Origin of the sequence: Polaromonas sp. LjRoot131 (assembly GCF_964252805.1) — a bacterium.
In the GTDB taxonomy this organism is placed as follows: domain Bacteria; phylum Pseudomonadota; class Gammaproteobacteria; order Burkholderiales; family Burkholderiaceae_C; genus Polaromonas.
Window position 1 is genome coordinate 129,684 of sequence record NZ_CAXUPF020000003.1, and the last position, 11,433, is coordinate 141,116.

Annotated in this window: 9 protein-coding genes; 8 read left to right on the forward strand and 1 reads right to left on the reverse strand. The window is 66.3% G+C overall.

Annotation, left to right across the window (positions count from 1 at the left end; all coding sequences use genetic code 11):
* Positions 1–93: 93 nt before the first annotated feature.
* Entirely contained in the window at positions 94–2,346 is a 2,253-nt protein-coding gene (locus tag ACSQ27_RS15285; protein ID WP_436156358.1) for a heavy metal translocating P-type ATPase, read from the reverse strand.
* Positions 2,347–2,439: 93 nt separating this feature from the next.
* Between ACSQ27_RS15285 and cadR the strand changes: the two genes are divergently transcribed.
* From cadR to ACSQ27_RS15325, 8 genes are all read left to right on the forward strand, one after another.
* Entirely contained in the window at positions 2,440–2,976 is a 537-nt protein-coding gene (gene cadR / locus ACSQ27_RS15290) for a Cd(II)/Pb(II)-responsive transcriptional regulator (protein WP_436156359.1), read from the forward strand.
* 74 nt (positions 2,977–3,050) lie between these two features.
* Entirely contained in the window at positions 3,051–3,782 is a 732-nt protein-coding gene (locus tag ACSQ27_RS15295; RefSeq protein WP_436156360.1) for a TetR/AcrR family transcriptional regulator, read from the forward strand.
* Positions 3,779–4,663 (forward strand): SDR family oxidoreductase, encoded by an 885-nt coding sequence (locus ACSQ27_RS15300; RefSeq protein WP_436156361.1) that lies wholly within the window; start codon positions 3,779–3,781, stop codon positions 4,661–4,663. The genes ACSQ27_RS15295 and ACSQ27_RS15300 overlap by 4 nt, the downstream gene beginning before the upstream one ends.
* On the forward strand, positions 4,660–6,273 hold the full coding sequence (locus tag ACSQ27_RS15305) for an acyl-CoA carboxylase subunit beta (protein ID WP_436156362.1): 1,614 nt from the start codon (positions 4,660–4,662) through the stop codon (positions 6,271–6,273). The genes ACSQ27_RS15300 and ACSQ27_RS15305 overlap by 4 nt, the downstream gene beginning before the upstream one ends.
* Before the next feature lie 31 nt (positions 6,274–6,304).
* Positions 6,305–7,483: an acyl-CoA dehydrogenase family protein gene (locus ACSQ27_RS15310; protein ID WP_436156363.1), complete on the forward strand. Its 1,179-nt coding sequence runs from the start codon at positions 6,305–6,307 to the stop codon at positions 7,481–7,483.
* A 28-nt stretch (positions 7,484–7,511) separates the two neighbouring features.
* The gene (locus ACSQ27_RS15315) at positions 7,512–9,446 is read left to right on the forward strand and encodes an acetyl/propionyl/methylcrotonyl-CoA carboxylase subunit alpha (RefSeq protein WP_436156755.1); all 1,935 of its coding nucleotides are present in this window, start codon (positions 7,512–7,514) and stop codon (positions 9,444–9,446) included.
* Positions 9,443–10,618 carry an acyl-CoA dehydrogenase family protein gene (locus ACSQ27_RS15320; RefSeq protein WP_436156364.1) on the forward strand — a complete coding sequence of 392 codons (1,176 nt, stop codon included), beginning with the start codon at positions 9,443–9,445 and terminating at the stop codon, positions 10,616–10,618. Before ACSQ27_RS15315 ends, ACSQ27_RS15320 begins: the two co-directional genes overlap by 4 nt.
* On the forward strand, positions 10,615–11,106 hold the full coding sequence (locus ACSQ27_RS15325; RefSeq protein ID WP_436156365.1) for a thioesterase family protein: 492 nt from the start codon (positions 10,615–10,617) through the stop codon (positions 11,104–11,106). Before ACSQ27_RS15320 ends, ACSQ27_RS15325 begins: the two co-directional genes overlap by 4 nt.
* The last annotated feature ends 327 nt before the right edge of the window (positions 11,107–11,433 follow it).

Below are 11,433 nucleotides of genomic sequence, written 5' to 3' on the forward strand. Positions count from 1 at the left end.
CGCACAGCCGACGGCGGCCAGTGCCGACGTCGGCTGTGCGCACAGGCTTGGCTCGCCCTGAGCCCGTTTTTATATCTCTGATGTAGGAGTTCTTCAGGGTCGCCGGCGCAACAGCCGCAGGCCGTTGGCTACTACCAGCAGGCTGGCGCCCATGTCGGCGAACACCGCCATCCACATCGTGGCCGTGCCGAACACGGCGAGGACCAGGAAGACGCTCTTGATGCCCAGGGCCAGGCTGATGTTCTGCCACAGGATGGCGTGCGTGCGCTGTGACAGGCGCACGGTCTCGGCCACGCGTTGCAAGTTGTCGTTCATGATCACCACGTCGGCCGCTTCCATGGCGGTGTCGGAACCCGCCGCGCCCATGGCAAAGCCGATGTCGGCCTGGGCCAGCGCGGGCGCGTCGTTGATGCCGTCGCCCGTCATGCCGGTGGTGCCGTAGCGCCGCTGCATTTCGCGGATCGCATCGAGCTTGGCTTCGGGCAGCAGGTCGCCGCGTGCGTCTTCAATGCCCGCCTGCGCGGCGATGGCGCGCGCCGTGGCGGCGTTGTCGCCGGTCAGCATCACGGGCGTGACACCCAGCGCCTTGAGCTCGGTGATGGCCTGGCGTGAGGAATCCTTGATGGTGTCGGCCACCGCGAACAGGGCCAGCACACGGTGCTCGTCGGCCAGCAGGGTCACGGTGCGGCCCTGCTGCTCATGACGCGCCAGCTCGGCCTCGAGCTCCGTGCTGCACAAGCCGAGTTCATGGATCAGGCGGTGGTTGCCCAGCACCAGGCGCCGGCCCGCGATGACGCCCTCCGTGCCGCGCCCCGGCAGGGCCTTGAAGTCCCGCACCTCGGCGCCCTCGGCCTTCAGGCCCGCGGCAATCGCCTTAGAGACCGGATGGTCGGAGCGCGCGGCCATGCCGGCAGCCAGTTGCGTGAGGGAAGCTTCCCCGGCATCGCCCCAGGCACGCCAGTCCACGAGCTGGGGTTTGCCTTCGGTGATGGTGCCGGTCTTGTCGAGCGCAACGGCCTTGAGCAGGCGTGCCTGTTCAAGGTAGGTGCCACCCTTGATCAGGATGCCGCGCCGCGCGGCGGCCGACAGGCCGCTGACCACGGTAACCGGCGTGGAAATCACCAGCGCGCAGGGGCAGGCGATCACCAGCAGCACCAGCGCCTTGTACAGCGAATCCTGCCAGGTGATTCCGGCGAGCAGCGGCATCAGCACCGCCACCGCGACGGCGATGGCGAATACGGCCGGTGTGTAGACGGCGGCGAAGCGGTCGACAAAACGCTGGGTGGGCGCGCGGCTGCCCTGGGCCTGCTCCACCGCGTGGATGATGCGCGCCAAGGTGGTGTTGCCGGCGGCCGCCGTGACGCGGATTTCGATCTCGCCGGTTTCATTGATGGTGCCGGCAAAAACGGCGTCGCCGGCCTCCTTGTCGACAGGAATGCTTTCGCCGGTGATGGGCGCCTGGTTGACGGCGCTGCTGCCCCGGGTGACGAGGCCGTCCAGCGGCACGCGTTCGCCGGGGCGTATGCGCACCAGTGCCTGCAGCGGCACGGCGGCCACTGGGGTGACGGCCCAGGCGCCGCCCTCGCCCTGCATCAGCGCCTGTTCGGGTGCCATGTCCAGCAGGCCCTTGATCGCGTTGCGGGCACGGTCCACAGCGCGGGCCTCTATCAGCTCGGCAATCGCGTAGAGCGCCATCACCATGGCCGCTTCGGGCCACTGGCCGATCAGGAAAGCGCCGGTGACGGCCACCGACATCAGCGCATTGATGTTGAGCTTGCCGCGCAGCAGGGCGGCCAGGCCCTTTTTATAGGTGTCCAGCCCGGCCAGGGCGATAGCCGCGGCCGCCACCGCCATACCGGCGATTTTCCAGGGCATCAGGTCGGGTGCAAAAAACGACACGGCCTCGGCACCCACCGCCAGCACCAGTGCGGCGACGAGGCGTGTGGTACCGCTGCCAAAGCCGCTGTCGTGGCTGTGGTCATGGTCATGTCCCTCGTGGCCGCGGCCGCCGGCTTGCGCGGCGCCGGACGCAGCCGGTTGCGGGTCAAACCCGGCCCGGCGTATCGCCTCCAGCGCAGGCGCATAGGCCTCTTCGCTGGCGTCTATCCGTAGCGTGCGCGCACCCAGCTGGAAGCCGAGCGAGCGGATGCCGTTGATGGGCTCCAGCGCGCGGCGTATGTCTGATTCCTCGGCGCTGCAGTCCATGGTGGCGATGCGGAACAGCTGCCCCGCGGCGCCGGCCGGGACGGCCGCCGCGGGCAGGTTTGCGTGCGCGGCATGGGCGCTGCCGCAGCAGTCGCCGGTAGGGCCTTTGGGGCCGGAAACTGGGATGTTTTCAGGTTTCATGGCTTAATTGGAAACCCTGTAGCGGCCTTAGAGTCAAGCGCCATTGGCGAGTGGCCCTAGGGCGATGTTGGGACGATGTTCAAGGAGGTCGCCATGAAAATCGGAGAACTGGCCAAAACCGCGCAAACCCAGACGGAAACCATCCGTTACTACGAGCGTGAGGGCTTGCTGCCCGAAGCCGCGCGCACCGACGCCAATTACCGCATTTACGACCAAAGCCATGTGCAGCGCCTGGCCTTTATACGCCACTGCCGCTCACTGGACATGACGCTGGCCGAGATCCGCACCCTGCTGAACTTCAAGGACGCACCCGCCGGCAGCTGCGCCGACGTCAATACCTTGCTGGACGAACACATCAAGCACGTCGCCACGCGCATACGCGAACTCAAGGCGCTGGAAAAAGACCTCAAGCTGCTGCGCGAGCAGTGCGCCAGCGACCAGGGCGCTGACGACTGCGGCATCCTCAGCGGCCTGGAAAGAGCCGCCTTGCGGCAAAGCCAGAACCGCCCCCCTGTTGTGGAACGCGGCCATGCGGCGCACATCCACGGCGCGCACCCGCAGGTGGGCGCGCCCGCCAGGGAAGGCGGCGCCGGGTCGGCCGGCGGCAAGGCGGGCCGCGCGCGCAAGTGAGCCGGGCCGCGCTGCGGTATTTTTACAAAGCGCTTGCTTGCTAAAAATACCGGGTTTTGCTATGGTCCGTCCTTATGGAAAAACCCGCCGCGCGCCCGCGCCTAGCCAAACGCGCTCCATCAGCTTCGACAACCGCGGCCGGTGACGCTGAAAAACGCCCGCGCGGCCGCCCGCGCAAAACCCTGGACGAGCGCGACGACGGCAACCGCCGCATCGAGCTCATCAATGCCGCCGCCCGGCTGTTCCGGAAAAAGGGCTTCAGCGCCACCAGTACGCGCGACATCGCGGCGGCGGTCGGCATGCACAGCGGCTCGCCTTTCTATCACTTCAAAAGCAAGGGCGCGCTGCTTTACGCGGTGATGGAAGAGGGCATGCGCTCGGCCCTGCAGCGCCAGGCCGCATCCTTGCAGGCGGCCGGCCTGGCCACCGATGACGCACCGGCTTTGCTGCGGCTGCTGATACGCAACCACTTCGGTGTGCTGCTGGGCCCCGGCAGCGATTTCATCCCGGTCATGCTGTACGAGTCGCGCTCCCTCACCACCCGGCAGCGCACGTTGCTGGCCGAGCTGCAAAGCGACTACGAAACCGTCTGGGAGCCCGTGCTGCAGGCCCTGGCCGCGGCAGGGCAGCTCAGGGGGCCGGTGAAGCTGGCGCGGCTCTTGATGTTCGGCGCGCTCAACTGGTCGGTGCAGTGGTTCGACGCGAAAAAATCCGCCACGCTGGACGACCTCACCGACGCGGCCATGGCGCTGTTCATCCACGCCCCGGCGCGGGGAAAGACTTCTTCACCAAAGGCTTTGCCATGAGCTACCAATCGGTTTTCCAGCCCGGCTTGTTTGCCGGCCAGGTCGTCGTCGTGACAGGTGGCGGCTCCGGCATAGGCCGCTGCATCGCCCATGAACTCGCCGCGCTGGGCGCGCACGTGGTGCTGATAGGCCGGCAGGTCGCCAAGCTTCACGACGTGGCCGGCGAGATCGTGGCGCAGGGCGGCCGCGTCAGCTTCCACCCTTGCGACATACGCCAGGAAGAAGCCGTCAAGACCACCATCGCCGCCATCGTGGTGGCCCAGGGCCGCATCGACGGCCTGGTCAACAACGCCGGCGGCCAGTACATCACGCCGCTGGAGGCCATCAGCGCCAAGGGCTGGGAGGCCGTCATCAACACCAACCTGACCGGCGGCTTCCTGATGGCGCGCGAATGTTATTTACAGGCCATGCAGGACAAAGGCGGCAGCATCGTCAACATCGTGGCCGACATGTGGGGCTCCATGCCCAGCATGGGCCACAGCGGTGCGGCGCGCGCCGGTATGGTGAGCTTCACCGAAACCGCGGCGGCTGAATGGGCCAAAAGCGGCGTGCGCGTGAACGCGGTGGCGCCCGGCTATATCGCCTCCAGCGGCATGGACCACTACCCACCCGAAGCCGGCCCCATGCTGCGCGAGATGCGTAACACCGTGCCGCTGGGCCGCTTCGGCACCGAAAGCGAGACCTCGGCCGCCGTGGTGTTCCTGCTCAGCAAGGCCGCCAACTTCATCAGCGGCAGCACGCTGCGCGTGGACGGCGCCAGGCCCCAGGTGCGCATGGGCTGGCCCATGCAGCGGCCTGATGACCAAGCGCTGCAGCGTGAGGCCATCAAGCCCTTCGACGGCTTCCACCTCTCCCAAGCACCGAAGGTCTTGCAGTCATGACGCTGTTCCAGTCCGCGTGGAATGCGCAGTCGCCTCAGGCCTTGCAGCGGCGTGAAGCCATGCTGGCGCGCATCACGGCGCTGCGGGGGCTTGAAGAGCGCAGCGCCGCCGCTTCGGCCAAATCGCGGCCCGCCTTTGACAAGCGCGGCCAGCTGTTGCCGCGCGAACGTGTGGCGCTGCTGCTGGACGCCGGCGCGCCCTGGCTGCCGCTCTGCTCGCTGGCCGGCTACCTGCAGGACAGCAAGGAGGCCGCCCAGTCGGTGCCCGGCGGCGGCGTGGTGGCCGGCATCGGTTTTGTCAGCGGCGTGCGCTGCATGGTGGTGGCCAGCGATTCGGGCATAGAAGCCGGCGCCGTGCAAGCCATGGGCCTGGAAAAAATCCTCCGCGTGCAGGAGATCGCGTTGCAGGGCAAACTGCCCTTTATCCACTTGGTGGAAAGCGCGGGCGCCAACCTCATGCGCTACCGGGTCGAGGGTTTTGTGAATGGCGGTGCTTTGTTCCGCAACCTGGCGCGCCTGTCGGCGGCCGGCATTCCTGTCATCACCGTGCAGCATGGTTCGGGCACGGCGGGCGGTGCTTACATGCCGGGCCTCAGCGACGTCGTCATCATGGTGCGCGATCGCTCGCGCGCTTTCCTGGCCGGTCCGCCCTTGTTGATGGCCGCCACCGGTGAAGTGGCGACCGAAGAGGAGCTGGGCGGTGCGCTTATGCATACCGCCGTGTCCGGCCTGGGCGAACAACTGGCCGGGGACGACCGAGAGGCGCTGGGCCTGGCGCGCGAGGTGGTGGGGCGCACCGCATGGGCGCAGGTGGCCTGCCCAAGCGCGGCGCGTGAACCGCTGTACCCGGTGGAAGATCTTTTGGGCCTGGTGCCGGACGACCTGCGCCAGCCGCTGGACATGCAGGAGCTGATCGCGCGGCTGGTGGATGGCTCGGACTTTCTGCCCTTCAAGGCGCTTTACGGCGCGGCCACCGTCTGCGTGCAGGCGTCCCTGGGCGGCCATGCGGTCGGCATCCTCAGCAACAACGGCCCCATTGACGTGGCCGGCGCCAACAAGGCCACGCATTTCATCCAGCTGATGTGCCAGCTGGGCCATCCCATCATCTACCTGCAGAACACCACCGGCTATATGGTGGGCAAGGAAAGCGAGCAGGCCGGCATGATCAAGCACGGCTCAAAAATGATCCAGGCCGTCACCAACGCCACGGTGCCGCAGATCACCATTCAATGCGGAGCGTCCTTCGGCGCCGGCAACTACGGCATGTGCGGCCGCGCTTATGCGCCGCGTTTTCTGTTCAGCTGGCCCAGCGCGAAAACGGCGGTCATGGGTGGCGATCAGGCCGCGCGCACCATGCAAATCGTCAGCGAGGCGGCGCTGGCGCGCAAGGGCATGGCACCCGACCCGGCCCAGTCGCAGGCCCAGTACGACAAGATCGTCGCGATGTTCGAAGCCCAGGCCGACGTGTTCTACACCTCGGGCCTGGTGCTGGACGACGGCGTGATAGACCCGCGCGACACGCGCGCCGTGCTGGTGCAGTGCCTGGACATCTGCGCGCAGGCCGAGACGCGGCCGCTGAGGCCGCTGCAGTTCGGCGTGGCGCGCATGTAGGCGGCGCCATCAAAAAAGATCGGAGACAAAAATGCAGTACACCCACGAACACCGGGAAATCCAGAAAACCCTCAAGCGCTTCATCGACGCGGAGATCAACCCGCACGTCGATGAATGGGAGGCGGCCGAGATATTCCCGGCGCACGAGGTTTTCAAAAAACTCGGAAACCTGGGTCTGCTGGGTCTGACCAAACCCGAGGAATACGGCGGCGCCGGCCTCGACTATTCCTACGGCGTGGCCATGGCCGAGGCGCTGGGCTACATCGACTGCGGCGGCGTGCCCATGGCCATCGGCGTGCAGACCGATATGTGCACACCGGCGCTGGCGCGCTTCGGCAGCGACGAGCTCAAGCGCGAGTTCCTGGCGCCCGCGATTGCCGGCGACACCGTGGGCTGCATAGGCGTGAGCGAGCCCGGCGCGGGCAGCGACGTGGCGTCCATCAAAAGCCATGCGCGCAAGGACGGCGGCGACTATGTGATCAGCGGCCAGAAGATGTGGATTACCAACAGCCTGCAGGCCGACTGGATGTGCATGCTGGTCAATACCGGCGAAGGGCCGGCGCACAAGAACAAAAGCCTGGTCATGGTGCCCATGCGCGAAGGCGGCAAGCTGCGCAAAGGCATTGAAGCGGCGAAAAAGATCAAAAAGATCGGCATGAATTCGTCCGATACCGGCCTGATCTATTTCGACGAGGTGCGCGTGCCGCAGCGCTACCTGATAGGCAGCGAAGGCTCGGGTTTTGTCTACCAGATGATGCAGTTCCAGGAGGAGCGCCTCTGGTGCGCCGCCAGTTGCATCCAGTCGCTGAGCAACTGCATTGAATGGACGGTCGAATGGGCGCATGAACGCAAGCTTTTCGGAGCCGCGCTGGCCGACCAGCAATGGGTGCAGTTCAAGCTGGCCGAGATGAAGACCGAGGTTGAAAGCCTGCGCGCCTTGACGTACCGCGCCTGCGAGCTTTACGTGCAGGGCCAGGACGTGACCGAACTCGCCTCCATGGCCAAGCTCAAGGCCGGGCGCCTCAACCGCCTGGTGCCCGACACCTGTCTGCAGTTCTGGGGCGGCATGGGCTACACCTGGGAGAACAAGGTGGCGCGCATGTTCCGCGACGGCCGGCTGGCCTCCATAGGCGGCGGTGCCGACGAAGTCATGATGGGCATCATCGCCAAAATCATGGGCGTGGCCAAATCCGCCAAGAAACCCGCCTGAGCACCGGGCGGGACGCATGACAAGAAAAATCACAAACCTGCTGGTTGCCAACCGCGGCGAGATCGCCCGCCGCATTGTGCGCACTGCCCATGCGATGGGCATGCGGACGGTGGCTGTTTATTCGGACGCCGATGCCGGTGCCTTGCACGTGCGCGAGGCCGGTATGGCTTGTGCCCTGGGAGGCGACGCTTCGGCCGATTCCTATTTGCGGATTGACAAGCTGATTGCCGCGGCGCGTGCCAGCGGCGCCGACGCGGTGCATCCCGGCTACGGCTTCCTCAGCGAGAACGCGGCCTTTGCCGAGGCGGTGCTCGCGGCGGGGCTGACCTGGGTGGGGCCGCCACCGGCCGCAATCCGGCAACTGGGCAGCAAGGCCGCCGCCAAACAGCTGGCGCAGGCGCAAGGCGTGCCCTGCCTGCCGGGCTACCAGGGTGATGACCAGTCAGACCAGCGTTTTGAGGCCGAGGCGAGCCGTATCGGCTACCCGCTGATGGTCAAGGCCGTGGCGGGTGGTGGTGGGCGCGGCATGCGGCTGGTGTTGTCGGCTGAAGCTTTGGTGGCGGCCCTGCACAGCGCACGCTCGGAGGCCGCGTCGGCTTTCGGCAGCGAAGAACTGCTGATCGAAAAAGCCTTGTTGAACCCGCGCCATGTCGAGGTGCAGGTGTTTGCCGACTCGCACGGCCGCTGCATCCATCTGGGCGAGCGCGACTGTTCGGTACAGCGGCGCCACCAGAAGCTTATTGAAGAAACGCCGAGTCCCGCTGTCGATGCGGCCTTGCGCGCGCGCATGTGCGCCGCCGCGGTGGCGCTTGCGCAGGCGGCGGGCTATGTGGGTGCGGGCACGGTGGAATTCCTGGTTGAGGGGGCTGATTTTTTCCTCATGGAGATGAATACCCGGCTGCAGGTTGAACATCCCGTGACTGAGGCGGTCACCGGACTGGACCTGGTCGAGTGGCAGCTGCGCATCGCCCAGGGCGAGGCCTTGCCGCTGGCACAGGATGACGTGGTGTTCACCGGCCATGCCATCGAAGTGCGCCTGTGCGCGGAGGACGAGGACTTCAGGCCGCACGCCGGCACGGTCCAGCGCTTTCGCGAGCCGGGTGGCGTTCGCTTTGAGCACGCGCTTTTCGATGGCCTGGTGGTGCCGCCGCACTATGACTCCATGCTGGGCAAGCTCGTGGTGCATGCGGCCACGCGCGCGGAGGCGGTGGACAGCCTTATCGCGGCGCTGGAGTGTACCGAGGTGCTGGGCCTGCCGACCAACCGCGCCTTTCTGGCCGCTTGCCTGACGCATCCGGTATTTCGGGCCGGCGATGCGCTGATTCCTTTCCTGGCGGAACACGGCGCTGCTTTGAGAACAGGACTGCAGAAAGCGCAGGAAGAGGCACTTGTGCCGCTGGGACTCGCGGCGCTTTTCCCTGGGGCTGGCACCGATTTGCCGTGCCCGTTTCCCAAACCGCTCAGGTTTCGGCACCGCGGCCAGGTGCTGGACCTTCGCGTGCGCGAAGCGGGCCGGGGGCGCCTGGAGGTGGAGATTGGCGGGCAGGTCTCGTTGGCGGCGATGGCGGCTGGGTCTGATGATGCGGCCATGGTGCGGATCGGTGGCACGCAGCGGCGCGTGGCGGCCGTGCGTCTTCAGGACGCCGTGGGGCAGGCCTCCTTGCGCTGGCATGTGCAGGCGGACGGCGTCGACCTGTTCCTCGAAGATGCGAGTTTTGAAGCCGCGGCTTTGGGCGCCGCGGCGGCATCGCGCGAGTTGCGCGCAGCGTTTAACGGCAAGGTCATCGCCGTGCATGCAGTCCCCGGCCAGGCTGTGCGGCGCGGCGACACTCTGCTGGTGATCGAGTCCATGAAACTCGAACATGCGGTCAACGCCCAGCACGATGCGGTGCTAGCGGCCGTGCTGGTGGAACCCGGCCAACAGGCCGCGCCCGGCCAAGTACTGCTGAGGTTTGAGGCATGAACGCGCCGCACCCGGCCCATGGCGAGGACCAGGAGGCCATCGCCGCGATGGCCGAAACCGTTCAACGCTTTGCCGAACGCGAGATTGCGCCCCATGCCACGGCATGGGACGAAGCCGGCGAGTTTCCGCGCGCGCTTTACACGCGGGCGGCCGAGCTGGGTTTGCTGGGCCTGGGCTATCCCGAGGTGCTGGGCGGCACGTCGGCCTCCTGGCGGCTGCGCAATGCGGTCACCCTGGCCTTGTGCCGCTACGGCGGTAGCGGTGGCGTGATGGCCGGACTGTTTTCCCACAACATCGCGCTGCCGCCGGTGCTGCGCCACGGCTGCCCGGAGCTGCAGCAAGAGGTCGTCGTCCCTGTGCTGCGCGGCGAAAAGATCGCGGCACTCGCCGTCACCGAACCCGGTGGCGGTTCGGACGTGGCCGCGCTTCGCACTACCGCGCGGCGCGACGGCGGCGACTATGTGATCGATGGCGAGAAGGTGTTCATCACCTCGGGCATGCGCGCCGACTTCCTGACCGTGGCCGTACGCACCGGTGAGGCCAAGGGGCCGGTCGGAATTTCCCTGCTGGTGGTGCCGGGCGATGCAGTGGGCCTGTCGCGCAGTCCTTTGCAGAAGATGGGCTGGTGGTGTTCGGACACGGCGCATCTGCGCTTTGACAAGGTGCGCGTGCCTGCCCGTCACCTGATCGGCGCGGAAGGCGCGGGCTTTCGTATGGTCATGGGCAACTTCAACGGCGAGCGTATGGCGCTGGCCGTGGCGGCGCTGGGTTTTGCCGAAGCCTGCTACGACGAAGCGCTGGACTGGGCGCGCCAGCGCCAGACTTTCGGCGCGGCGCTGGTCGAGCGCCAGGTGGTGCGCCACAAGCTGGTCGACATGCAAATGCGCATCGCCTCCACGCGCGCCTGGGCGGACGCGCTCGCCGCACGCGCGGACGCCGGCGAAGAAGCCTCAGGCAGCGCCGGCTGGGTGGCCCAGGTCTGTTTGCTGAAGAACCACGCCACCCAAACCATGCAGTTCTGTGCCGACCAGGCAGTGCAGATCCTGGGCGGCATGGGCTATATGCGCGGCACCAAGAGCGAGCGCATTTACCGCGAGGTCAAGGTCATGATGATAGGCGGCGGCGCCGAAGAAATCATGAAAGACCTCGCTGCACGACAATTAGGACTATGACCAAAGCCCAGCCTATACCCACCGGTGCGATCGAATTCGAGCCGGACTTCGTCGCCGCACTCAAGAACTTGTTCGAGGAAAAGATTGTCTTCAACAAGCTGCTGGGGCTGAAGATCACCTCGGTGACGGCTGAAAGGGTGACGGCCCGCATCGACATGCGCAACGAGTTGATAGGCCACTACGCGCACAACCGCATCCACGGGGGTGTGATCAGCGCAGGCTTGGACGCCATGGGCGGGCTTGCGGTGATGGCGGCGATAGGTGCCCGCCATATGGATGAGACGCCGCTGCAGCGGCTGCAGCGTTTTGCCAAGCTGGGGACTATAGATTTGCGCATCGACTATCTTCGGCCTGGGATTGGGGATTATTTTGAGCTTCGGGCTGAGGTGATGAGGCTTGGTTCGCGGGTGGCGAGTACGCGGATGGAGTTTCTGGGGGCTGATGGGAAGTTGTTTTCTACCGGGGCTGGGGCTTATATCGTTTCTTAGCCGGGTCTTGCTCCGGCTGTCCGCGCTCCCTCTGTGCTCTTTGCTGTGGGCTGTTGGCCGGGGGTAGCCCGGCGGCTACTCACTTTTCTTTTGCTTCGCCAAAAGAAAAGTAAGCAAAAGAAAAGGCGACCCTGGTTGCTGCGTCCCTCCGCTTCGCTACGGGCAACCTGCGGTGCTCGGTCCAGGCGGGGTCTCGCTAAACTCGCCTTCGGCTCAAACAACGCGATCCCTGATCCGCCTGAACCTGCGCTCCTCGGCGCATCCACAAGGGTGGGGGAGAAATACCAAATCCAAATACTGAAAACCACAAGGACTCGCCTTGGCGAG